Here is a 23,582-nt window from a genome sequence, read left to right on the forward strand (position 1 = left end):
ACACTTTGTTTACTTGGATGATAAGTATTTCACATAAATTGCTTGTGAAGAAGTTTCTGTCTTGCAGCCTTCTAAATCTTCTTCATGCAGCAATCCCAGTTGGATGGCTGATTTTATTTTCCCTTCGTCAGGCCTTTTTTGAATAAGATCAAGCAGATTTAGTTCCTCAAGTCTTTTAACAGTTGGTTCCTGTTTATATTTAACGGTTTTTCTAATTTGTCTTTGTAATTTGTAATCTTTAAAAACCATTTCCCCCTTGGCATTTTGGCCCACGGATACATCAAAATAGTCATTAAAAACTTTCTTCAGTTCTTCAAGTTCTGTTTCCACTTCTTTTTTCTTATGGTTGAGTTCAAGGTAATGAGCAAGCATTTCTTTGGTGATGACCGGTTCATTCGCCAACCTTATCCCCTCATTTCACAGTTGATAGTTCATCATATTGTCTTCATAAGAAAGATATTCATCAAACAGAACGAATGTTCCTGAAAAAGTTATTTAAGAGGATTGTTGTAATGATGGATCTTTATCTAATTTATGATTTGTTTTTACTTGTTCTAAATCACTTTGATCTATAGGTAATGAAATTTTTACAGTTGTTCCTTTCTTTTAGATACTATGAATTTCAAATTTCCCATTATGGTTTTGAATAATTTTTTTGCTGACCATTAACCCCAATCCTGTACCTTCTGTTTTGGTGGTATAAAAGGGCTTACCTAATAAATGAATATTTTCTTCTGGTATCCCTTCCCCATTATCTATTACCGAGATGACAAAATAGGAGTCTTTTTGTTCTAATTTAATATAAATCTTTCCTCCTTCCGACATTGCTTCAATTGAATTCTTTATAATGTTAGCTAATACTTGCTTTATTTGATTTTCTTCACACTTTATTAAAAAAGAATCTCCAACAAATTCTGGGAAAATCTCAATGTTTTTCATTATCGCTTGAGTATTTAGGAGGGTAATGACATTTTTAATAATAAGTGATAGGTCTGTTACAGAAATATTGACAATATGCGGCTTAGAAAGCACCATGAATTCACTAACGATAAAATTGATCCGGTTTATTTCATCAATCATAATTTTTAAATAATTTTTATTTGAATGATCGTTTGTTTTTTCGTAAATGAATTGAGTAAATCCCTTTAATGATGTTAGTGGATTCCGAATTTCATGAGCAACACCAGCAGCCAATTCTCCTACCAGAGATAGTTTCTCGGACTCTCTTAGCTTTCTTTCACTTTCATTAAGTTCTTCCATTTGTGATAGAAGTTTTTTATCAAGAAAGGCATTTGATAATAACATGATTAACACTACTATTAAAGCTGGTACACTAATAAAAGAACTCAAGCTGTTAGAGCTGACTGTATAATAAGTATTAATTGGTGGAGGATTTGTCATTATAGTAAAATCTGTTCCCCACATGCCGATATAATGCATTCCTGAAATTCCTATACCCATTAATATACAACTTAATATCCTCCATTTTAAATTCATAGAGCGGCGATGATTAAAGAAAAAAAGTAGCCATAACGAGGCAAAGGCCGCTACAACAGCAAATATAAAAGACAGACTGACAATAAGATGGTTAAAAGTTAGCAGCACATTTGGATACATTGCCCAAACACCTAGGTAGTGCATACAAACAATTCCACCTCCCATAAATAGACTAGATAATAGGAGTCTAAAGGGATTTAATTTCATAAGTAAGAATGCAATACCTGTTCCTATAATAGAGATAATCAATGAAAGAAAAACAATTCTAATATCATAAATGACATGACTTGACATTTTCATAGCAACCATGCCAACAAAATGCATGGTCCAAATGCCAATACCCATTGCAACCGCACAACTTAATAGCCATACATTGTACTTGAAATCTTTAAATACGATCATCTTCCAACGAAGGTCTAAAGCAATGTATGAAAAAAGAATACCTAGAAGAATTGAAAAAACTAACCAGTAATAATTATAGGTATCATTTACATGATCCATACGACACCACTTCCATTGTCTATTTAAGTTCTATTATCATGATTAACTAGCAAACATTTTTTTAAAAGGGAAAAGGATAATATTGAACAAATATAAAAATATAGGTTAACAAAACCTCAAAAATGTCCAACCTCGTATTCCCTATCTAATTAAATATGTACTTTCAAAATTCATTTCATACTATCCTTTCTCCAATTATTTTCGATAAAAGGACTTAAAATCCTGCTCATGTCCATTTCTAGCAGTCATGAAAAATAAAAATGGCACATCACATTCTCTTCGTGATGTACCAATTTATGGGTTTCATGTAAACTAAATTTATTTTGAAGCAGGCGCTAGTGAAGCTTCTGGTGATGTAACCTTGTCGTAGAAATCAACAAATTTGTCACGGTCCTCGCTGTCACGGTAAGCCATCGCCACACGCGGATGCTCATTTAATGCACCTGAGATCATGTAAGGAATAATATACCCCCACTCCCATTTTTCACGCATTTCAAGCATGTGGTTTTCAATAACGCCTAGAACAGGCTTCATTTCATAGCTTGGTTTTTGGATATACGTAACAAGAAGCTCTGTGTGGCAGTTTCCAGCCGCACGGCCCATGCCATAAACAGATGAATCCAGGAATGTCACGCCATTTCGCATCGCTGTTAATGTATTTGCGAAAGCAAGCTGCATGTTGTTATGAGTATGGATTCCTAACTGCTTATTTGGCAGCATCTCTTTAAACTTTTTCACCTGATGCTCAATATCTGTTGGTGCTAGGCTTCCAAACGAGTCAACGATATAAACAACATCAACGGGACTTTTCTTTACCATTTCAAAGGCTTCGATAAGCTGATGTTCAGGTACACTTGATAAAGCCATAATATTAAGCGATGTTTCATAGCCTAAATCATGGAACATTTGAACAAGCTCCAAGCCTTTGTCCACCTCACGGATATAACAGGCAACACGGATCATATCTAATACACTTTGCTCACGCGGCAAAATATCATCAGGGTCGACACGACCAATGTCTACTAATGCGGACAGCTTTGTGAATTTTTTCTCCGTGATGACCTCTTCTTTCAAAAACTGATCATCTAAAAATCTCCACGGATTTGGTTCTTTTGCATTAAGAAGCCTTGGTGAATTTTTGTAGCCAATTTCCATATATTCAACACCAGCTTCACTTAAACCATTATATAAATCTTGAACAAATTTTACACTAAAATCCCAATTATTTACCAATCCGCCATCGCGAATCGTACAGTCAATAATATTCGTGCGATTTTCCATACTTATTACTTCCTCCTGATGTATGTACATATATCTTATAAATTTGACATAAAGGTAAGAAAGTGTCAACAGTTTTGCAAAATAATTAGGAATTGTGCGAAAATAGGATTTAAAAACCTATTATATATAATCCCTAAAGTTTAATATTCTATTCTAGTTAAGGTTTTGCGGAATTCCTATTTAGATTGTAAAAAGCTTGTCCTGTACCATTATTATGGTGAATAAAAACCTATCTTAAAGTTGACTTTAAGAATTCATTTCTAACCTCCAAAAAATACTCATTATACACATAATCTCTACCGCCATTTTTTTCATACCAATTCATTATTCGAGCGATGTGCTCTTTGTCACCTCTTACTTTGGCTTCAATTTCTTGATACTTCTCATAGCTATCGTACTCCCAAATGGCGAATATCTCAGTGGTTGTTTCATCATTAGGTATCATCCATCTACCAATTAATCGTGCACCGTATTTTAGTTGATTAGGTAAATTTGTTTCATTAAAATGGGCATTAAAAATTTCAATAAATTCATTTTTTACAATGTAAAACTTTCTCCTGTAAAACAAATTTCTCGCTCCCCCCTATTATATTAATAAAGTTTCAACTGTTTTCTTCCTTTCAAATATGTAAGGATCTTATATTAATTCTATAAAACACTATTGCTTCCTTTTTTTACTAATCATTAAAGGGTCTTGAAACTTAAAATCTCCATACGATATAAAACATGAAATAAAATGGAGATGAATAATTATTGTCCATATTGTTACGGTTCAACATTTTTTCACAAAATTTATCACTGAATTTCTTGTAAGTATTCCATAAGTAAAATAGTCTTAATGATAAGGGATTAAAGAGAAAGTTGGTTTCCCGAACTTTTAATAAATGGTGGGATAAAAATGTTGCCAATTGAAAGACAACAACAAATTTTAACATGGTTAGAACAAGAAGAGACATTGCGTGTTTCGGATATTAGTAAGAGGTTACAAGTGTCCGAAATGACGGTTTACCGAGATTTAAAACCTTTAATTGACCAGCAGAAAGTTTTGAAAACATCGAATGGATTTACTCTTATCGCGCAAAGCTATAATTCTTCTAATCATTGTACGTATTGTTATAAGAATGTAAATCCAAGGCTGTCTGTTCAATTGATAAAAAAGAATCAACATGTGGAGCAAGCTTGTTGTCCCCATTGTGGCCTGCTGCGATTTCAGGATATAGAGAATGAGGTTTCACAAATTATTTGCCATGATTTTTTAAAAGATACAACGATAAGTGCTAAAATTGCGACCTTTATTCTAAATGCAGATCTTGATTTGAATTGTTGTCAGCCACAAGTCATTGCCTTTGAATCGATGAAACATGCTAAGAAATTTCAGCTGGGTTTTGGCGGGGAAATATATGGGTTCAAGGAAGCTATTCAAGCTATCACATTAGAAATGCATAGCAAAAACTGCTGCGACTAAGAAATTGTAAGAGGTGAAAAGAAATGGAACCCGCAAAAATAGAAAATACAACACAAAGCTCAAAAAAATTAGCAAATAGAAATGGTCTTTATCAAACTGTATGGAGATGGCATTTTTATGCCGGCCTTATTTTCGCTCCGTTTCTTATGATCCTTGCAGTTACTGGTTCTATCTATTTATTTAAGCCGCAGATTGAACAAATTCTGTATCAAGACTACTACGAAGTGAATCAACAAGGAGAAAAAATCCCTGCCTCCCAACAAATTGAGGTAGTGAAAAATCGATATCCTGATGCAGTTGTCACAGCTTATCGTCCTGGAGAATATGCAACTCGTTCGAGTGAAGTAAGCATAACATCTAATAATGAGTCTCTTACTATCTTTATAGACCCCTATACAGGTAAATTAATTGGAGAATTAAATAATGAAGACAGAATCATGGATAAAATCGAAGAATTTCATGGTGAACTAATGGCTGGTACTCTAGGAGACAGAACTGTTGAATTAGCTGCCTGTTGGGCAATCGTACTAATTGTAACAGGTCTTTTCTTATGGTTTCCAAGAAAGAAGCAAAGTCTGTCAGGTGTTCTTTTTCCCAGATTTAAAAAAGGAAAAAAGATTCTTCGAAGAGACTTACACGCAGTACCAGCCTTTTGGATAACAGCTGGAATGTTGTTTCTAATCCTGACAGGATTACCTTGGTCAGGCTTTTGGGGCAGTAACTTTCAATCGTTAGCTACTAATTCTGGGGCAGGTTATCCCCCTTCCATATGGATCGGCAGTGCTCCAACATCCACGATTAAAACAAAAGATATTGCTGATGTTCCCTGGGCTGCAGAAAATTTAGATGTACCTAAGTCAGAAATTCAAGGGTTTATACCACTTTCCATTGATGATGTGGTTGCAATCGCCAATCGTGAAGGGATTCATCCAAGTTATACGGTTATTTTTCCGACTGAAAAAGAAGGTGTTTATACATTGTCCGCTTTTCCTCCAAAAGCACATGATGAAGCGACCATACATATTGATCAATACACAGGTGCGATTCTAGCTGATTATCGGTATGATCACTACGGTTTGGTTGGAAAAATAGTTGCTTTGGGAATCACCTTGCATAAAGGGACGCAATTTGGTTTTGTTAACCAACTCATTAGTCTCCTTATTTGTTTTGGCATTATGTTTGTGGCAGTTAGCGGCTTTTATTTATGGTGGAAACGAAAGCCAAAAAAAGGATTAGGTGCTCCAAAAGCTCCAAGTATGCTGAAAATGAAATACTTTCTAATCCTTCTAATAAGTTTAGGGATCTTGTTCCCATTGGTCGGTTTATCACTTATAGTTGTTTGGTTAATCGACTGGCTATTTATTCAAAGAATAGCGGTCATGAAAAAAATATTGAATGCATAAGGTGGATATTGCGGTGAAAAAGATGATATGTATGTACTTATTCTTTATGATTGGTCTCATGCTAAGTGCATGCTCACTAAAAGAAGATGTGGCTTTGCTTTACAAGCAAGAAACACCTCTTGAATCCGAAATCATTATACCTACATCTTTTTCAGATAACGAGAAGGAGATAATTAAGGTCATTCTTACCCAAGAAGGAAAAAGAGTAAATGACCCAGACTTTGTTCATTTTGAAATATGGAAACAAGACGGGTCTGTCCATTATTCTATGGAAGAAGCGAAGGAATTAGGAAACGGTACGTATAGTATTAGCAAAGATTTCGACAGTGAAGGTCTTTATTTTGTAAAAGTACATGCTAGTCAGAATGGTTCAATGATTATGCCTCAAAAACAGTTTATCGTAGGTGAACTTTCTAAAAGTGAATTAGAATACTTACAAAAAGGTGCACAAAAACAAAATGCCCCTCATGAACATCACCATTAAATGATAGAAATCCGGTTTTCATTTGAAGACCGGATGTTTGCTATAAGTGATACGCTTTATTACCCTTTTTTTGCACCTCAATGCTTTAACTAAGACGAACAACCTCCGCCACAGCTTGAGCAGGAGGAACCGCATCCACTATTTCCGCCGCCATCGCCTGAACCATCGCCGTGGTTATCCCCGGAACGATCAGAGGAAGCTGTACCGCAGAAAACGGCGTTGGAGCAACCGCTGGTATATTTTGCCACTTGAGTAAATGCATATACTTTCGCGCATTCCCAATAGTCATTAAAATAATAAAACGAGAAGAATACCATAACAAGTGACAAGGAAGTCATATCACCATATGTCTGTTGCTTTGTAAATGAGCCTTTTTTATCAACCTGATAGATCTTTTCCGCTTCATTTATTTGCTTCTTCATGCGATCGACTAAATATTCAGCCAGTCCTTTATTAACTTCGCTTTGACGAAAATACTTTTCCAACAAAGCTTCCTTACTATTTTCCTTAAATTCTTTTAAAATCTCATTAGATAACGGGTGATTGAAAAAACTCCCCCAAGTCTTCCAGCTAAATTCGGTAATTTGAAACAGCTGTGAGAAAACCCAGTCGAAAAATGCGCGATCCTGTGGTGCTGGATCGGGATTTGTGTTTGGAATATGATGAAGCATTTCCCCTAAAAATTGCTCTGAAAATGACTGATACTCTTTCGTAAAAAGGATCATTTCATGCCAGATTTCATCGACATCTTCACTAAACATAGGGGCTTTCTTTAGAATGTTAGCGACTAGGAAATACCTTTTTAATTCAAACAAAAGCCACTCAAACTCATCCTCGCTCCGTTGGGGATGCTCCTTAAGAAATCGCTGCTTAACTTGTTGAATATACTCATCGTCTAAAGCCATATTTAATTGATTAAGTAAAGGCTGGATTGGGACATGGTTTAATAGACCTAGATTTTCCGGTATATTCTCCTTAATTAATTTTGGCTGACCTTTTTTGATTGAAGCAATGATCCCAACTGTAATACCGGCCAACAGCAGGCCACCAAAAATAACACCAATAATCATTTCACTCCCCCTTTTTGAAAAATATATATGTTTTGGTAAAATTATACTACACTTTCAGTGTTATTTTAAGAGTTTTAGAGCTTTAGGCTAGTTTTAGATTGGGAATTTTTTAAAACTGGATTTTTGATATATTAATTGGGTAGCTATTATGAATTGGCTGTTTGTTAATATCTCTACTTCTATAAAACGCCACTTTCTAAAAAAATCATGATAGATATTCAACTTGAAATTTAGAAGATATTAAATCCATTTTTTCTACATCCCAATCAAAAGTTAGAATGGCCGATTTTACAGATTTATGCGACAGAAGCCGTTTCCCATTTTTAATGATTAGACTTTCTGCTTCCCAAAAAGTAACTGTTTCGTCCTCTCCTGTTCGATTACAGACAAATATAGGTAATCCAGTATCGATTGATCTCTGTTCCCACTCCCCATTTGGTCCATGTAAACCTGGTCCCCAAGAAGATGGAGCAACAATTATTTGTGCTCCTTTTACTAATAAGGTATTGGCAATCTTGTCCGTATAAGCATCTGCACATATCATAATTCCAAGTCTTATGCCTTCCAGTTTTATCGTTTCAATGATAGAGCCTGTATGGCACCAACCATCTGAAATAGTGGCGCTCTTCCTTTGTCTCCCTATTAATTCTCCTTTTCTATTTATCACAAATACTGAATTATATAGCTCCCCATCTTCAGATTTTTCAGGACAACCAATAAATACATTCGTATTTATTGACTTAACCAAATCACGAAAATGGTTCATCCATTCATCGGGCTGCCTTTTAATCCAGCTAGTACCAATTTTTTGAGAAAATTGCAACCCGCTAACAGCTAATTCTGGTGTTATAATCCACTCCACATTTTTTGCTGCCGCGAGTTTCACAGCTTTTTCAATTAAATGTTGATTATATTGAATATCCCCAGCAATAGGTAATAAATGCAGTAAAGCGACTCTTATTCTCTTCAACATAACTCCCCCTTTTGGCTATAAATGGTCACCCATAATTATCATCATATCACTATTCATTTTAAGACGAATTATTTTACCTAAACTTTTACAATACAGACCAAAATTCCTATATTAACTAATCGAGCATTAAACTTATGGTTTTGATCTTCGAATTGCCTCGCTTACTTCTCTTATTTCCAAGCAACTAAAAAAGAATCCTTCTTGTTATACTCCTCTTCAAAATAAAAATAGAGCGCTTATCCTTGTTCCGGGATAGCGCCCTTTCTGGAATAAATGTTACTTATCTTCAAGCTGCCGTTACAGAGACGAATCTTCTAATTAAATACTACGTTCTTTTATTTGCTGTTCTATTTTCTTTTTAAAATGTTCAAGGGGAACACTTTCCGATTGTTGTTCTCCGTATTTTCTTACATTTACTTCATGTTCTTTCACTTCATTGTCACCCAGCACCAGCATATAAGGGATTTTTTGCATCTGTGCTTCTCTTATTTTATACCCTAGCTTTTCGTTGCTATTGTCAATTATCACCCTTACTCCCAGTTGTTTCAGTTCGGATTGAATCTGTAAACAATAGTCCAAGTGCACCTGTGAGATCGGGATAATTTGCACTTGCACAGGTGCAAGCCAAACAGGAAAAGCACCTGCAAAATGTTCGATTAAGATACCACAGAAACGATCAATGGATCCAAAAATAGCACGATGGATGACCACAGGTCGAACCTTTTCGTTGTTTTCATTAATATAAGTTAAATCAAATTTTTCCGGCATTTGAAAATCAAGCTGGATTGTTGCACATTGATGGCTTCGTTTTAAGGCATCTTTAATATGGAAATCTATTTTCGGACCATAGAATGCCCCATCGCCTTCATTTACATGGTAATCAATTTCTAAATGTTTAAGTACATTCTTTAATGCTTCTTCAGATATTCCCCAAAATTTGTCATAACCTAATGAATTCTCTGGACGAGTGGAAAGCTCCACCGAATAGTCAAAGCCAAATGTACGATATACTTGGTCAATTAAAGAAAAGACCTGTTTAATTTCACTTTCAATTTGATCCTCTCGGACAAAAATATGGGCATCATCCTGGCAAAATGTACGGACCCGAAGCATTCCATTTAACGCACCACTGTATTCATGACGGTGAACCTGACCATATTCTGCTATTCGAACTGGTAAATCCCGATAAGAATAAAGGTCATTTTTAAAAATTAGCATATGCCCTGGGCAGTTCATTGGTTTGAGAGCGAAATGTTTCTGTTCGACTTTTGTGAAGTACATATTTTCATGGTAATGATCCCAATGGCCCGAATTCTCCCATAATTGTTGATTCATCATAAATGGAGTACGAACCTCAGCGTAACCAGCTTTGTTTTGAAGTTCACGAGAGAATTGTTCTAATTCATTTCGAACAATTTGTCCTTTTGGTAAATAAAACGGCATTCCTGGAGCTTCCTCAGAAAACATAAATAACTCCAATTGCTTTCCTAATTTCCGATGATCTCGATTTGCTGCTTTTTCTAAGAAATGTAGATATTCAGTTACATCCTTTTTCTTTTTAAATGCCACTCCATACACCCGTTGCAGCACTTCATTTTGACTATCACCTCGCCAATAAGCACCTGATACACGAGTTAATTTGACTGCTTTTATGAAGCCAGTGGATGGAAGATGTGGGCCGCGACAAAGATCAATAAATTCTCCCTGTTGATAAAGAGTAATTTTTTCATCTTTTGGAATATCCTTTAATATCTCTAACTTAAATGGTTCACCTTTTTCTTCAAATAATTTTTCGGCCTCTTGATAAGAAACTTCGATTCGTTCGATTTCTAAATTCTCGTTTATGATGTTTTCCATCTCTTTCTCAATGGCAAGTAAGTCGTTGGAAGTCAAACTGTGTTCCAGTTTCAAATCATAGTAAAATCCATCTTCAATGACTGGACCTATCCCAAGTTTTACATTGCCATAGAGCCTTTTAACAGCTTGTGCCAATACATGTGCGGATGAGTGCCTTAAAACTTGCAATCCTTCCTCTGAATCAAGAGATAATATCGAGACTTCCGCATCCTGTTCGATCTTGCAGCTTAAATCTACCACTTGTTTATTTACTTTCCCTGCAACTGCATGTTTGCTTAAACTTGAGCTAATGGAGTCTGCTATATTTTTCACTGTCATGCCTTTCGAAAATTCCTTTATTTTTCCGTCTGGAAATGTAACTTCAATTAATTTACTCATTATAATAAACACTCCTTTTTATGTAAAAAATAAAAAAAGCACTCATCCCTATGAAAGGGACGAGTGCGCCATACCCGTGGTTCCACCCAATTTCCCATAAGCAAAAAGAAAACTTACGGCTCTGGTGCTATAACGCAGCATAGACGGTATTGGATACTTATATTCCCCAATACAGCTCAAAGGCGGTAAATTATTTCCCTAAGCTAGGAAGGTCACAGCAACTCCTTCCCTCTCTGAAAACCGTAAAAATAATTCATGTCCTTTTCATCGCAATCATTTTATATGTGATTGTAAAAATAAAAAACGCACTCATCCCAATGAAGGGACGAGTGCGTAATACTCGTGGTTCCACCCAATTTCCCATAAGTTAAAAGAAAACTTACGGCTCTGGTGCTGTAACGCAGCATAGACGGTATTGGATACTTATGTTCCCCAATACAGCTCAAAGGTGGTAAGATACTTTCCTGTGTTAGGAAGATTTCAGCTATCCTTCCCTCTCTGGAAACCGTAAAAGTAACTCATGTCCTTATCAGCGCTTTTATAAATTCAAGCATTCATTTAAATTATTTTACATATTACAATAAATTTCCATAAATAGCAATACCTATTTTTTGTATTTTTAGGAAAACTTCTTACTTTCTATAAGAAAATAGTTGCTGTTGCAACCCTTGGAATTTAACCTAAGTAAATGTTGTAAAATGATTAACACTTGCACACCATTAAATGGTTTCCATAAGGGTCTTTGAAATTAAACCAATGGTTATGCTCAATTTCTGTTGTTAATTCAACATTCTTACTTTTCATATACTCATACGCTTGTTCGATATTGTTAGTGTTAAAATGAAAAAGTGGAGTGTTGAAAATAGTATCCTCTGAATAAATCTTGCTATCTAATACAATTCCTGTACCATTCATTGGTACAATATATAAATGACCAGATAGTATCTCACCATCTGCTATTAACCCTAATATGTCACAATACCATTCACGTGCCTCTTCAATATTCTTTACAGGAATAAAAATTGTTCCGATTTTATTTAATATAGGGTTCATAAACTACCTCCATAAATAAATTTCAAGTATATATATTAATTCGCTTTTAGTTTTTATATTCCCTTCTTGTCAAGCATCACTGCACTTTTTAAGAAAAATCCCCAGCTTCATATCGAAGTAAAGTGTGCTCAACAATAGAAAAAGCACAAATCTTGCTGCAGAATTGTGCTTTTTCTATTGTTGAGGATTGTAAAGTTTTGGTTATGATTTAAATGATAGTTCCTTTTCTTCTAATGAAGCTTTAAGTGTAGGTAGAGAAGCAGGTCCTATCCCATGAAATTTTAAAATTTCTTTTTCGCTGTAATCTGACAGTTTTTCCAATGTAGTAATTCCTTCATGTATCAATGCGTTTCTAGCAGGTGAAGAAAGTTTTGAAAGAAATCCACTGTCCGGCTTACGTTCTTGCTCACACGTAGGGCAGCTTGGACAGTCAGTACTTTTATAATATTTGTGTCCTTTGTTACATATCCTTAAATTCTTTTGATTAGTCATCTAAATACACCTCATAAAATTGGTATGTTATTTACTTCTTATTCTTTAAATGCATCGATTCTTTTCTCTTCAAAGTAACTTTTCTTCTTCGAAGCTTCCTGCTAGTAAGGATACCGGATTCGGAATTAAGAATTCAACCATAACGCCATAACACTTAATGGAAAGTGCTTCAGTACGAATCTCAATTTCATAATTAAGTTGTCTAAATTAGTTTAAAAAACGGTAAACTTGCAAAAAAAGTAAAGAAAAGACACCACTTCAGGTGGGGTCTCTTTTCATAAATAGGTAAATTATGCTGCTTGTCTTCTTTCAATACGTGAACGTACTCTAAAGTAAGATACTGTAATGAATAAGTAAATGACGATTGTAATCGTCGTTACCATGATAGATGTAGTAGCTATTACACCAATTAATATAGCAATCAGCGCCAATAATGCGAACCAAGTCGTGTAAGGATAAAAGCGGACTTTATAGCTGCCTTGCTGTGTCTGATTTGTGCGAGATTTCAAATGTGCTATCGCAATAATAATCCATATACAAAGAACCGTATATCCAAGAGAACCCATTAAGTAATTAAACGTATTACTCCCGGCAAATACAGAAATAAGCACTCCTGCATACAGTGATGATGTACATGCTAATATCGCATAAACAGGCACCTGCTTTTTCGACACTTTTGCAAATAGTTTTGGCATCCGACCATCCGCCGCTTGTGTGTAAAGAACACGTGACGATGCATATAGCCCAGAATTCATTGATGAAATTATAGCTAACAAGATAATAGCATTCATTATGTGATCTGCATATGGAATTCCTATCATGCTAAACACCGTCACAAACGGGCTCTCTGGTACGCCATTCACTTGATTCCATGGGATCAAGCTCACAATAATGAAAAATGGTAAAATATAAAAAGAAATAATCCGTATCAATGTACCTCTCACTGCTTTAGGTATAATCTTTTCCGGATCTTTTACCTCTGCCAACGTAACACCTATCATTTCAGTACCACCGTATGAATAAATGACCACCAGCATAGCCATGATCAATCCATGCATACCATTAGGGAAAAATCCTCCATGCTGTGTAAGATGAGAAAATCCTGTTGCGGTATGGTCTTGAAACGGTATTAATAAAATGATTAAACCGGTTATAATAAATAATACAATGACACTGATTTTTAACAATGTGAGCCAATATTCTGTTTCTGCAAATAGCTTAACTGAAAATAAGTTTACAAGGGTAACAATGGCAGATACCATTAAAGCCAGTACCCAAACTGGAATATCTGGAAGCCAGTATTGCAGAAAAATAGCAGCAACCACTGATTCCGCAGCGATATTTAATACCCACATTTTCCAATAAATCCAGTCTAGAAAGTGTGCAGCATAATTACCTAAAACTGGCTCAATTAAATCACGAAATGTTCTTGCCTGTTTGTTTCTAACTGCCATTTCAGCAAGGCCCTGCATAATAAAAAGCAAGATGATACCTCCAATCATATACGCAAGAATGACAGCAGGGCCCGCCATATCGATGGCCGTACTGCTTCCTTTAAATAATCCAGCACCTATAGCTCCTCCCAGCGCCATCATCATAATATGGCGTGATGTCATCGTCCGTTTTAAACTTTCTTGTTTGTTACTCATACTTATAGTCTCCTAATCTTAGATAGTATACAAAAAAACCCATCATCTCTTAAAAAGAGACGATGGGCTTTTGGCCAACCGCGGTACCACTCTTATTGACTTCGCTTCTTACAAAGTCCAGCTTTCTGCACAGTTTTAATATGCTAAACCTTTTAACGGAGGTTAGTCGTTAGAGCCTAATTTATTCGGCTTCACCACTCCTAGACGAGTTCAAAGTTTCATGTGACTGCGTTTCACCACCCCGCAGCTCTCTGTCCATCATGAACATTCTTCTACTACTTCTATTCATCGTGTTCGTTATTTTTATCAAGTAATGGGATGTGTAAAATTACTATATTGAAATACTATACAAGCTGACAACCTCATTGTCAATGAAGATAACGAATTTTTATAATATTTCACAAATCTCCTTTCAACATTTACGCTTCGTTTCCCATAAAAGATTAACATATAACTTTTACTTCTGTTCTTAACATTGTAATAAAAACTTTTATTTTCATAATATTTAGAAATACTCCTGAGCTTAATAAACAATCCAAAATTACCCTTGTAAGAGTATCAAGATCGTACAAGTAAAATCTGATTTATGCTAGGTGTATGCCCATCTAAAACCGGACATCTCTCACCTTCTTGTTTGTATGAATATACTGCATGATGGAGGTGTCTTCATGCGTGGACTTTATGTGGATAATCCCTTAAGCCGGGATCAATTAAAAGACTGGGAAAAAAGTTATTTAGAGAAGTTCTCAGCAAAAATGAGTGATAAAGCAAATCCATTTCCCTGCATCCCTGCAGTCATCGGCTTCAAACAAAATCAGTTGATATACAGCTTTATTGGTGATCCGCGAAAATCTTCTACAGTAGCTGATCTTGCCGTAGCATTGAGTGGTTATATGAAGGTTGCAAAGGATATTGGTAACTACACGTCGTTGATCGTTTTTTATGAAACTCCTGATGATATGAAGAAAAGGTTTAGTACAGAAGAGTATGAAAAATTATTTTGGAAGCATTTAAGTGAATTAAATGCATACGACAGATTTGAATGGCCTGAGGATATACCTTCGAATCCCCATGATCCTTTATGGGAGTTTTGTTATAGCAAGGAGAAATATTTCATGTACTGTGCAACCCCAGCCCATAAGCATCGAAAAAGCAGGCATTTTGATGGAATGATGCTCGCAATTACACCACGATGGGTACTAGAGGAATTTAACAAGCATTCTAAGTTTGCAAAGGGGATTAGAAAACAAATAAGGAAAAGGCTGATAACTTACGATTCAGCTCCTATCCACCATGATTTAAACAGTTATGGGCTGGAGGATAATTTTGAGTGGAGACAATATTTTCTTCGGGATGATGATACATCTTTGTCCAAATGCCCCTATCATCGGATCCTTAAAAATTTAAAGTTTGATACTTAAAACGCAGGAAATCCAGCCTACCTGCGTTTATTTTAGTAATTTAGTTTTATTTTCAAAAAAGTATTGAATTCCATATAACAAAAACGCTTTGTAATAGAAATATAAGAAAAATTGAAATTTATTTATTTTGACTAAACGAGCAATTTTTATTTTTTCTAATATTGTTATATAAATAAAAGCGAAGAAAATATTTATTGCAGCATTTATTACTAAAAATTTCCTAAGATTTCCGAATGACCATTTTAATCCCCATAAGGAACTTACGATAAAAGGGCCAATATTAAAAGGAAATTCGTTATTGAAATATGAGTTTGGTTTATTATAAAAAATCCACCACTTTTTATTCTTAACAAGTTTAACATTTATTGCTTCAAAAACTACAATGAGCATTGATGCAGGAAGAAATCTTTTAAATTGACGCCATCCATAAAAGGGTAAGGATAACCAAGAAAGGATAATCATAGTAATACTAATAATCCACTGATTTTTCAATGACATGTTCATGTACCTCCCTTTATATTGTTTCCTATTTCTCCTTTATCATCCATCGTCATCTAGTTATAATCGATAAGACAAAGGATGAATGCCCATTTGGTTTTTGGCATCGAGAATCTCCATTTTTATTGCATGATCTATGTATAAATTTGTTTTAATATGCCTCTTTCATTAAATCATGAATTTTTTCGATTAATTTTTCTTTTAATTTTCCATGCTTTTTATGTAAGTAATGGTATTTAGAATTCAGTTAACGTTATGGCAATTTTTATGAGCAAGCAAAAGAGTCAAGCCTATTATCAAGGGTTTGACTCTTGTCTGTAAGACTCTTTCATGCAAAATTAGACCCTTAACGAGCCGCGGAATCCTCTGGCAGCATAGTAAGAGTCGGCACCGTTGTGATACACGAAGACGTGTCCGAAGCGAAAATCGCAAAAAAGGGCACCGCCGAGTTCTCTAATATCAGAAGGAGTTTGCACCCAGCTCGACGTTTTCATATCGAAATTTCCAAGTTCCTGCAATTCTCGATATTGTTCTTCCGTTAATAGTTCAATGCCCATGGCAGCTGCCATATCAATCGCATTATTTTCTGGCTTATGTTTTTTCCTTGACTCCAGCGCTTCCCGGTCGTAACAAACACTTCTGCGGCCTTTAGGACTTTCCGTTGAACAATCAAAAAAAATGTATTCGTCCTTCTGTTTATCATAACCAACAACATCCGGTTCACCGCCAGTTGTTTCCATTTCATTGAGTGACCACAGTTTTTCAGTATTAGTTTCCAGCTTTGCTTGGATTTTAGCCCATTCAAGATCTTGATGGCGGTTCATGTGTTTCTCAAAACGGGCTTTCAATGTTTTGAGTAATTCTTCACGTTGTTCTAGTGACAATTCCTTTTTATTGCTTTTTGTCATATTAGTTCCCCCTCGTTATATTGGATTAAGTTATATAAATAGTTGCTTTCTAATAAAGTGTTTTTTGAAACTGGAGAAAATGGCGATTAGAACCCCTCTAAAAGAATAAATCAAATATATTTTCGTTTGTAAAGGAATAATCTCATTATTTTACTAAAAATATCTTTCTCCAAGCATCTTCCATTTTCTTTACTATTTTACCATGGAGGATAAATATGTAAAAAGCATGTTCAATCATACGTGCTATTTAATGGAATAAGAAAAAGGATTGCCGCAGCAATCCCAAATTTTACGCATAAGTTTTATGAATTCGTTTTTTTATAGAGACGATGAATTGTCTCCTTGTTGAAAAAATCCCCTTTTTATTAACTTACCGTTTTTGAAGCCAGATAAGCGACAAGTATATAACGTTCAGGAGCTGAGCCGATATATTCAAAGGGATAACAGGTACTGACGGTTAGCGTAGCTCTTGGTTTGGGGACGATAACGGTACGATCATCATCATCAACAATTCGTACTTTGTTGACTTTGTATTTGAACTCCCCTGCGGATGTTCGAACGATTAACCAATCTCCTTCGCCGACCTCCCCAAGTTTTCGGAATACTGTATCACGATGACCGGAAAGAACGGAATTATCATTTTCACCTGGCAGCACACTTTCGGCAAAATGTCCAACTCCTCTTTCAAGCTCATCCTCGTCAGTTCCGTGATAGATTGGAAGTGTTGCGTTTAATTTTGGTATATACAGTTCTCCTATTTCTTCCCCTTTTTTAGGACGTTCAGAATAGAGTTCTTCTTCTGTATCTTTTTCCGTTTTCTTTGTTGGTTCTGTTACTTGGCTGCTCTGAGTATAAGTCTTATCAGCAAAATAACCTTTTGTAAATTTATATATATTGTTTATAGAAAACCAAAAACCAAATAAGATGATCACAATAGTAAATAAAAGAAGAAACAACTGTTTTTTGCGATTGAATGTCTTATTTGTTTTAGGCTCCATTTTAAGCATTTTTCACCTTTCGATACATCAATATTCCGAAAAATATAATGACAAGTCCAAAGAGTGTATTCGGAATATAATCAGAAGCAGTTTTTGGAAGTTTAGCACCTTTTACGGTTCTATGTTCCGTATTCTTCTCAGTAGCAAGGACTTTTTGTTTTTCTGCTTTAATTGGTGATGTAAGCTTTTCTGTTTTTGCTGCAGGTGTACGTTCAGTAGTCTCGATCACTGCCTCTGCAGACTCCTCTATTTGTTCGCCTGTTTCAGTGACTGTTTCGGAATCCACCATTTCTCCTGTTACAATGAGGTCCGCTAGGAATTGTCCAGCAGTGTTAGATAATATTATCTTCAATTTAGCACCTTTCAGTTCGTCTATGTTCATTAAGTCAACAAGTGATAAAGGTGTTTCTGAACCATCTTTCACGAGGCTATATGCTACGTTTAGCTTAAAGATCGAAAGTAATTCTTCATAGATCGAAGCCAACTCAGCAATTTGTTCGGCTGTAAGCTCGGCAGCTGCATTAAAGTCTTCGAAAGCCATCATGCGGTTAGCCAATGCATCAAGTCGTTCTAGTGTTTCAGGATTGGAGAGATGTTCCTCTAAAGACATTAAATGATCTTCGATTCGTTGGAGCTCCTCATCGGTAAGATCGATTTCTTCCTGGAAAATTGGAAGCAGCTCTTCAGCTATTTCTTCTTCCATTCCAGGAAGCAGTTCGCCTTCATAATAGGTCCAAACAGCATTATCAAGGTCATCAATATAAATATAATCGTTGAGATCCTCACCGTTATCTTCTAACAATTTAATGATGGCTTGTCTATCCAACTCATAATTTTCGTAAAAGTAATCTAAATTACTTAGATCAGCTTTAATGACTTCACCTAAGAAACTACTAAGATCTTCGACTGTTTCAAATTCTTCGATATTCGTTTCATAAATAGCAAGGGAAGCTTCCAGATCTTCCTTCGTTACCTCAAATCCTCTTTCTTCGCTAACTTTACTTAAATAATCCACTAGGTCTTGCTCAAAGTTTGGATCACGTTCAAATACTCCGTCTTCTGTATAGAAGAAGACAGCTGTATCTAAGTCATCTAGGAAAATATAATCGTTTATTTCTTCCCCATTTTCTGCTAACAATTGATGGAGCCCTTCTTCATCCAATTCATATTGCTCATAAATATATTCTACGTTACTTAAATCTTCTTTGATGACTTCACCTAAGAAATCACCCATCTCTTCAACAGAATCATAGTTTTCTATACTGTCTTCATATAGAGCTAGAGATGCTTCTAAATCTTCTTTCGTTACTTCAAATCCTCTTTCGTTACTCACTTCTTGTAAATATTGTGTAAGTTCTTGCTCAAACTTAGTGTTTGAAGCGGCCATTGTTAATTGTGGAAAAAAGCTGATTAACAATGAAAATGAAAGTAAAATGGCCCCCAATTTTTTCATCTTTTTCTCCTTTATTTACAATTTTCTATAATTCTAGAAAATTATAATTTATTAACAATAACTTAACAATGATGGAATTTTTACCAAATAATATCTTCAATAAAGGAATGGTGCTCTTTGCTTCGATTGGAAAAGCCATACATCCTTATTCATGTATGGCAACGTTAGTTTCAGTATTTTTCTTTCCTTCGAGACTTTTTTAAACTACCTTAATAGTGGAAGAGTAATGTTAAACGTCAACGATCTTTTTTTAGGTTTGCTTTCATTAATAATGAAATCTGCTGCTCATCTGTATTTGAGCATTGTTCCAGTTGATTAATAATTAACTCTTGTCTCTGTATTGGATGGTTTTGGCTTAACTTTGCTTTCCCTTCTATTTTGTTAATGTTTATTTTGAATCCTTGTATTCCTTTATTCATACCTCCGAGAAACTCAGCATCTATATCTTGCAAACGGTATGAACTGTCAGGTGCTTCGTACTTCAAAACCATATCTTGTAAGGAGCTCATTAACTCATCTTCGTCCTCTACTAGTTCGACTTCTCCGTAAACATGAACGGTCACATAATTCCATGTTGGAACTGCCTTTTTTGTCTCATACCAAGATGGGGAGATATAACAATGTGGTCCATGAAAAATAGCTAAGACTGTTTGATTTTTGATTTCTTTCCACTGTGGATTAGGGCGAGCAAAATGTCCATATAAGGATGAATGACCCTTGTTCAAAATTAACGGTAAATGAGTCGCAAAAGGCATTCCATTATGTTGCGAAATAAGCGTCGCAAAACTATGTTCCTTTATAATATCGAATGCAAATGTTTCATCTTTCATGTTAAAATGTGCGGGAATATACATACTTTTTCTCCTCTCAGCATCTTTTCTTATTAGTAAATTTATCGCTTTTATAAGGCTGCGAACCTCTTTTTCTTTTCTTTCCTGTTCATATAAAATGATATAGCAATCTCAATTGAACATGCAGTTAGTTTTTCTCTGGTACAGATCTTTTTTTCGTTACCGGAGCATTTTTGCCTATTATAACGGAAAAGAGAACAATCACTGCTGTGACAAGAGTGAATAATGTGATGGATTCATCTAGAAATATGGTCGCAAAAAGAATCATTAAAAATGGTTGTAAGTATTGAATCTGACTAACTCTTGCGATACCGCCAATAGCCATTCCACTATACCAAGCAACATATGCTAGAAATTGACTAACCACTGCAAGATAAATAAAACTAATCCAGGCTTGTAATGGGGCATGGAGCATTTCTGTTGTAAGGTTTAGCCCAACTGGAATAATGAAAAATGGAGCACCGATTATAATTGCCCAAGCAATCACTTGCCAGCTGCCTAATTCTTTCGTTAACCTACCACCTTCAGCGTAACTAAGTCCAAGGATAAACATTGCTGCCAATAATGCTAAATCGGCAAATTGCAATTGACCGAATCCAATGTGAAGTGCATACATGATAACAGCTAAACAGCCGATGATACTTGAAATCCAGAATTTGAGAGAAGGGATTTCACTGGCTCTTAACATAGCAAATCCGGCGGTTGCTAATGGTAACAAGGCCAATTCCACAGCACCATGAGAAACAGGCAAGGATTCCATTGCCCAAGTAGTAAGGAGCGGAAATCCTAAAACTGCCCCAACAGCAACAATAAGGAGACTTTTGAATTGTTGGGGAGATGGACGTTTTTCTTTTCGAATAATCAATACCAAAGCTACTAAAATAGCGGCAACAACTGTTCTTCCTAAACCGACGACCGTGGTTCCAAAATACTCGACGGCAATACTTGTAGAAGGAAGCGTTAAGCTAAAACAAATGACACCTACTAATCCCAATAATAATCCAAATTTCTCGCTGGTTTCTTTTTGCATCTTATCCTACCCCTGTCGTTTAATTTTGTATCATATCTGTACCATTTTCGCCTTTCTAAAGTACAGTTCTGATATATAATTAAAACAATATAGGGTACACGGAATATTATAAATCATTTTTTTACCCATCTGTACGGGTACAGTTAAGGGGGAATTATTGATGAGCTCAAAATATGTCAAGGTAATGGAAGAAATTAAGCTACAGCTTGCAGATGGATCGCTTGATGCAGGTAGTAAGCTCCCTTCTGTTCGACAGTTATCTGAGTATTTTTCTTGCAGCAAAAATACGGTCATTAAAGCATACGAAGAACTTGAAAAAGAGCATTTAATTTATTCTGTTCCTAAAAGTGGCTACTTCGTTGTAAATGAATTTCAGAATGTGACGAATGAAAAGGACGTGATTGATTTCTTGTCTGCTGGACCAGATAAAAATATTATGCCTTATGTTGAATTTCAACATTGTCTGAATCAAGCCATTGAACAATATAAAGAAGAGCTTTTTACATACTCTGATCTACAAGGTCTTTATTCACTGCGAGTACAGTTAGTGAAATATTTACAGAATTTACAAGTGTTCACTCAACCTGAAAGAGTAGTCGTTGTTTCCGGCTCACAGCAAGCCCTTAATTTATTAGTTTCTATGCCGTTTCCAAATGGAAAAAACAATATACTAATTGAGCAGCCTACTTATTTCGGATTCATTGAATCCATCAATCTACAACAAGTTAAAACTTTTGGCATTGAGTTATCGATGGATGGGATTGATCTTGATCGTCTCGAATACATTTTTCGAAACAATGATATAAAATTTTTCTATATTATCCCGAGATTTCACAATCCTCTTGGACATTGTTATACGAATAGCGAAAAGAAAAAAATTGTAGAGTTAGCTGAAAAATACGATGTCTATATAGTGGAAGATGATTTTTTAGGAGAGCTTGATCCAAATGTAAAATCAGATCCTTTATTTTCTTTTGATCCTTCTGGGAGAGTGATTTATATTAAAAGTTTTTCGAAGGTTATCCTCCCAGGGTTAAGGATTGCTACTGTCGTTCTTCCATCTAGAATGATCAGCAATTTTTTACGATATAAATTTAGTGCGGATTATAATAGTTCAGCACTTTCTCAAGGTGCGCTGGAAATCTATTTAAAAAGTGGTATGTTTAATAGCCATCTGAAAAAAATAAAAGAAGTCTACCGCAGGAAAATGCTAATCCTTCAAGAAGCATGTGATTTATTGCTGCCGGTTAATACTTATTTTTCTAAACCGACTTCAGGATTTTATCTATCCATCAGTTTGCCAGAGAAAGTGAAAGCAAAACAGGTCGTTCATATGCTAAACGAGGAGCAAATATATGTAGATGATGCCTCGAGAATGTTTTTACCAGAATATAAAAAGGAAAATCTCATTCGTTTAAGCATTTCCCAAGTGAACGAGAGTCAAATTAAACCAGGGGTAGAACGATTGGCTCACTGTATTGCTTTAATTGATAGTAGAAAAAAACATATTACGCCAAATACGTTTTTACTCTAATAGTATTGGTAGTTTATATAACGGTGAGCATCAAGGTTATACAGATTTCCAACTTCTAGAAAATATGATCAAAACGATTGGTTATGTGACTTAGAACATCATCAATCAGTTGAGGCATCTTTAATCCACTATTAAATATTATAAAACCCTTTCAATACGATTTTGAGAGGGTTCTTCAAATAAATGCTTCTTTGGTTTTGAAAACTTTCATCATTCCAATTGATTTTAAAACAGCTATCTGCTTTTATGTATTGCTCTAACTGCCTTATGTTCCTCCTCTTTTTTTACATATATATCATATTGGGTATTGTCTTTAAATCGTTCATTACGACTATCAAAGACTCTAAAGGGGGTTTCAATTTTATACTTAATCCCTTCTGCGTTTAATTTTGCAATGATCTTAAAATATTCCTCATGACCATATTTTGAGTAAATTTGTTTCCAATTCCTATTGGTGATAGATCGAATCAATGGAATGATAATAAATATGAAAGCAAGAATACCAATCCCCTAACAAAAACTTCTTATTCACGTTACTGTAAATAATATGTAAACCCTTCTTCACCTATACATATCTATATTTTCTTCACAATGAAACAAAAGGAAAGCCTTTTAATGGATAGAATAGAATAAAACAACTTTAAATCCGATTTAAGGGAGTAAAAATTCTCTCTTTTCGTGCTGCATTAAAATTTTTCCTGCAATCGAAAAAACTATGAATCACATTCCAACTGAAATGTCATCCATAGTTCCTTAAGTTAATGACATTGATTACCAAAGCGGTTT

21 protein-coding genes and 3 other annotated features are annotated in these 23,582 nt (G+C 35.2%); of the genes, 5 read left to right on the forward strand and 16 right to left on the reverse strand.

Annotated elements, in window-relative coordinates; genetic code table 11:
* Positions 1 to 9 precede the first annotated feature (9 nt).
* The 4 genes from ACSVDH_RS14495 to ACSVDH_RS14510 form a co-directional block, all read right to left on the reverse strand.
* Complete coding sequence (locus ACSVDH_RS14495; protein WP_439251999.1) at positions 10 to 402, reverse strand: hypothetical protein; 393 nt, start codon at positions 400 to 402, stop codon at positions 10 to 12.
* Positions 403 to 606: 204 nt separating this feature from the next.
* On the reverse strand, positions 607 to 1,998 hold the full coding sequence (locus ACSVDH_RS14500) for an MHYT domain-containing protein (protein ID WP_439251998.1): 1,392 nt from the start codon (positions 1,996 to 1,998) through the stop codon (positions 607 to 609).
* Between the two features lie 318 nt (positions 1,999 to 2,316).
* On the reverse strand, positions 2,317 to 3,279 hold the full coding sequence (locus ACSVDH_RS14505) for an aldolase catalytic domain-containing protein (protein WP_299088801.1): 963 nt from the start codon (positions 3,277 to 3,279) through the stop codon (positions 2,317 to 2,319).
* Between the two features lie 229 nt (positions 3,280 to 3,508).
* A complete protein-coding gene (locus ACSVDH_RS14510; protein ID WP_439251997.1) occupies positions 3,509 to 3,847 on the reverse strand; it encodes an NIPSNAP family protein in 339 nt (112 codons plus the stop codon).
* Between the two features lie 330 nt (positions 3,848 to 4,177).
* On the opposite strand from ACSVDH_RS14510, the gene ACSVDH_RS14515 reads away from it, so the two are divergent.
* From ACSVDH_RS14515 to ACSVDH_RS14525, 3 genes are read left to right on the forward strand one after another with little or no spacing between them, the layout of a single operon-like run.
* Positions 4,178 to 4,744, forward strand: coding sequence for a DeoR family transcriptional regulator (locus ACSVDH_RS14515; RefSeq protein WP_439251996.1), 567 nt, complete (start codon positions 4,178 to 4,180; stop codon positions 4,742 to 4,744).
* Between the two features lie 23 nt (positions 4,745 to 4,767).
* Positions 4,768 to 6,147 (forward strand): PepSY-associated TM helix domain-containing protein, encoded by a 1,380-nt coding sequence (locus tag ACSVDH_RS14520; RefSeq protein ID WP_439251995.1) that lies wholly within the window; start codon positions 4,768 to 4,770, stop codon positions 6,145 to 6,147.
* A 13-nt stretch (positions 6,148 to 6,160) separates the two neighbouring features.
* Complete coding sequence (locus ACSVDH_RS14525; protein WP_518618258.1) at positions 6,161 to 6,631, forward strand: FixH family protein; 471 nt, start codon at positions 6,161 to 6,163, stop codon at positions 6,629 to 6,631.
* Positions 6,632 to 6,720: 89 nt separating this feature from the next.
* On the opposite strand, the gene ACSVDH_RS14530 is transcribed toward ACSVDH_RS14525, so the two are convergent.
* From ACSVDH_RS14530 to ACSVDH_RS14555, 6 genes are all read right to left on the reverse strand, one after another.
* On the reverse strand, positions 6,721 to 7,701 hold the full coding sequence (locus ACSVDH_RS14530) for a UCP032817 domain-containing protein (protein WP_439251994.1): 981 nt from the start codon (positions 7,699 to 7,701) through the stop codon (positions 6,721 to 6,723).
* A 205-nt stretch (positions 7,702 to 7,906) separates the two neighbouring features.
* Positions 7,907 to 8,671 (reverse strand): carbon-nitrogen hydrolase family protein, encoded by a 765-nt coding sequence (locus ACSVDH_RS14535; RefSeq protein ID WP_439251993.1) that lies wholly within the window; start codon positions 8,669 to 8,671, stop codon positions 7,907 to 7,909.
* Between the two features lie 321 nt (positions 8,672 to 8,992).
* On the reverse strand, positions 8,993 to 10,909 hold the full coding sequence (gene thrS / locus ACSVDH_RS14540) for a threonine--tRNA ligase (protein WP_439251992.1): 1,917 nt from the start codon (positions 10,907 to 10,909) through the stop codon (positions 8,993 to 8,995).
* Positions 10,910 to 10,961: 52 nt separating this feature from the next.
* Positions 10,962 to 11,186 (reverse strand) — a binding site (T-box leader).
* A gap of 41 nt (positions 11,187 to 11,227) precedes the next feature.
* Positions 11,228 to 11,451, reverse strand: a binding site (T-box leader).
* A 160-nt stretch (positions 11,452 to 11,611) separates the two neighbouring features.
* Positions 11,612 to 11,962, reverse strand: coding sequence for a VOC family protein (locus ACSVDH_RS14545; RefSeq protein WP_439251991.1), 351 nt, complete (start codon positions 11,960 to 11,962; stop codon positions 11,612 to 11,614).
* A 201-nt stretch (positions 11,963 to 12,163) separates the two neighbouring features.
* Positions 12,164 to 12,454, reverse strand: a complete 291-nt coding sequence (locus tag ACSVDH_RS14550) for an RNA polymerase alpha subunit C-terminal domain-containing protein (protein WP_439251990.1) — start codon at positions 12,452 to 12,454, stop codon at positions 12,164 to 12,166.
* 290 nt (positions 12,455 to 12,744) lie between these two features.
* On the reverse strand, positions 12,745 to 14,103 hold the full coding sequence (locus ACSVDH_RS14555) for an amino acid permease (RefSeq protein ID WP_439251989.1): 1,359 nt from the start codon (positions 14,101 to 14,103) through the stop codon (positions 12,745 to 12,747).
* A gap of 52 nt (positions 14,104 to 14,155) precedes the next feature.
* Positions 14,156 to 14,401: a binding site (T-box leader), on the reverse strand.
* Positions 14,402 to 14,771: 370 nt separating this feature from the next.
* On the opposite strand from ACSVDH_RS14555, the gene ACSVDH_RS14560 reads away from it, so the two are divergent.
* Complete coding sequence (locus ACSVDH_RS14560) at positions 14,772 to 15,524, forward strand: YqcI/YcgG family protein (RefSeq protein ID WP_439251988.1); 753 nt, start codon at positions 14,772 to 14,774, stop codon at positions 15,522 to 15,524.
* 27 nt (positions 15,525 to 15,551) lie between these two features.
* Here the strand turns inward: ACSVDH_RS14560 and ACSVDH_RS14565 are convergent, their stop codons facing one another.
* The 6 genes from ACSVDH_RS14565 to ACSVDH_RS14590 all read right to left on the reverse strand — a co-directional run bounded on the left by ACSVDH_RS14565 (position 15,552) and on the right by ACSVDH_RS14590 (position 21,262).
* Complete coding sequence (locus tag ACSVDH_RS14565; protein ID WP_439251987.1) at positions 15,552 to 16,022, reverse strand: hypothetical protein; 471 nt, start codon at positions 16,020 to 16,022, stop codon at positions 15,552 to 15,554.
* Positions 16,023 to 16,360: 338 nt separating this feature from the next.
* A complete protein-coding gene (locus tag ACSVDH_RS14570) occupies positions 16,361 to 16,930 on the reverse strand; it encodes a DUF4256 domain-containing protein (protein WP_439251986.1) in 570 nt (189 codons plus the stop codon).
* 365 nt (positions 16,931 to 17,295) lie between these two features.
* Positions 17,296 to 17,928 (reverse strand): class D sortase, LPxTATN-specific, encoded by a 633-nt coding sequence (gene srtD, locus ACSVDH_RS14575; protein WP_439251985.1) that lies wholly within the window; start codon positions 17,926 to 17,928, stop codon positions 17,296 to 17,298.
* 1 nt (position 17,929) lies between these two features.
* Positions 17,930 to 19,381: a processed acidic surface protein gene (locus tag ACSVDH_RS14580; protein ID WP_439251984.1), complete on the reverse strand. Its 1,452-nt coding sequence runs from the start codon at positions 19,379 to 19,381 to the stop codon at positions 17,930 to 17,932.
* Positions 19,382 to 19,617: 236 nt separating this feature from the next.
* Positions 19,618 to 20,235 (reverse strand): FMN-binding negative transcriptional regulator, encoded by a 618-nt coding sequence (locus ACSVDH_RS14585; RefSeq protein WP_439251983.1) that lies wholly within the window; start codon positions 20,233 to 20,235, stop codon positions 19,618 to 19,620.
* Positions 20,236 to 20,359: 124 nt separating this feature from the next.
* Positions 20,360 to 21,262 (reverse strand): DMT family transporter, encoded by a 903-nt coding sequence (locus tag ACSVDH_RS14590; RefSeq protein ID WP_439251982.1) that lies wholly within the window; start codon positions 21,260 to 21,262, stop codon positions 20,360 to 20,362.
* Between the two features lie 160 nt (positions 21,263 to 21,422).
* Between ACSVDH_RS14590 and ACSVDH_RS14595 the strand changes: the two genes are divergently transcribed.
* Positions 21,423 to 22,796 (forward strand): aminotransferase-like domain-containing protein, encoded by a 1,374-nt coding sequence (locus tag ACSVDH_RS14595; RefSeq protein ID WP_439251981.1) that lies wholly within the window; start codon positions 21,423 to 21,425, stop codon positions 22,794 to 22,796.
* The last annotated feature ends 786 nt before the right edge of the window (positions 22,797 to 23,582 follow it).

It is taken from the genome of Metabacillus sp. Hm71, assembly GCF_051842955.2.
Taxonomy (GTDB): domain Bacteria; phylum Bacillota; class Bacilli; order Bacillales; family Bacillaceae; genus Metabacillus.

Excerpts from the sequence above, each read along its gene's own strand:
- ACSVDH_RS14520 (WP_439251995.1), top strand. The coding sequence starts at position 4,768 with ATGGAACCCGCAAAAATAGAAAATACAACACAAAGCTCAAAAAAATTA.
- srtD (WP_439251985.1), bottom strand. The coding sequence starts at position 17,928 with ATGGAGCCTAAAACAAATAAGACATTCAATCGCAAAAAACAGTTGTTT.
- ACSVDH_RS14585 (WP_439251983.1), bottom strand. The coding sequence starts at position 20,235 with ATGTATATTCCCGCACATTTTAACATGAAAGATGAAACATTTGCATTC.
- ACSVDH_RS14500 (WP_439251998.1), bottom strand. The coding sequence starts at position 1,998 with ATGGATCATGTAAATGATACCTATAATTATTACTGGTTAGTTTTTTCA.
- ACSVDH_RS14595 (WP_439251981.1), top strand. The coding sequence starts at position 21,423 with ATGAGCTCAAAATATGTCAAGGTAATGGAAGAAATTAAGCTACAGCTT.
- ACSVDH_RS14515 (WP_439251996.1), top strand. The coding sequence starts at position 4,178 with ATGTTGCCAATTGAAAGACAACAACAAATTTTAACATGGTTAGAACAA.
- ACSVDH_RS14590 (WP_439251982.1), bottom strand. The coding sequence starts at position 21,262 with ATGCAAAAAGAAACCAGCGAGAAATTTGGATTATTATTGGGATTAGTA.
- ACSVDH_RS14550 (WP_439251990.1), bottom strand. The coding sequence starts at position 12,454 with ATGACTAATCAAAAGAATTTAAGGATATGTAACAAAGGACACAAATAT.
- ACSVDH_RS14565 (WP_439251987.1), bottom strand. The coding sequence starts at position 16,022 with ATGTCATTGAAAAATCAGTGGATTATTAGTATTACTATGATTATCCTT.
- ACSVDH_RS14555 (WP_439251989.1), bottom strand. The coding sequence starts at position 14,103 with ATGAGTAACAAACAAGAAAGTTTAAAACGGACGATGACATCACGCCAT.
- ACSVDH_RS14570 (WP_439251986.1), bottom strand. The coding sequence starts at position 16,930 with ATGACAAAAAGCAATAAAAAGGAATTGTCACTAGAACAACGTGAAGAA.
- ACSVDH_RS14545 (WP_439251991.1), bottom strand. The coding sequence starts at position 11,962 with ATGAACCCTATATTAAATAAAATCGGAACAATTTTTATTCCTGTAAAG.
- ACSVDH_RS14580 (WP_439251984.1), bottom strand. The coding sequence starts at position 19,381 with ATGAAAAAATTGGGGGCCATTTTACTTTCATTTTCATTGTTAATCAGC.
- ACSVDH_RS14530 (WP_439251994.1), bottom strand. The coding sequence starts at position 7,701 with ATGATTATTGGTGTTATTTTTGGTGGCCTGCTGTTGGCCGGTATTACA.
- ACSVDH_RS14505 (WP_299088801.1), bottom strand. The coding sequence starts at position 3,279 with ATGGAAAATCGCACGAATATTATTGACTGTACGATTCGCGATGGCGGA.
- thrS (WP_439251992.1), bottom strand. The coding sequence starts at position 10,909 with ATGAGTAAATTAATTGAAGTTACATTTCCAGACGGAAAAATAAAGGAA.
- ACSVDH_RS14560 (WP_439251988.1), top strand. The coding sequence starts at position 14,772 with ATGCGTGGACTTTATGTGGATAATCCCTTAAGCCGGGATCAATTAAAA.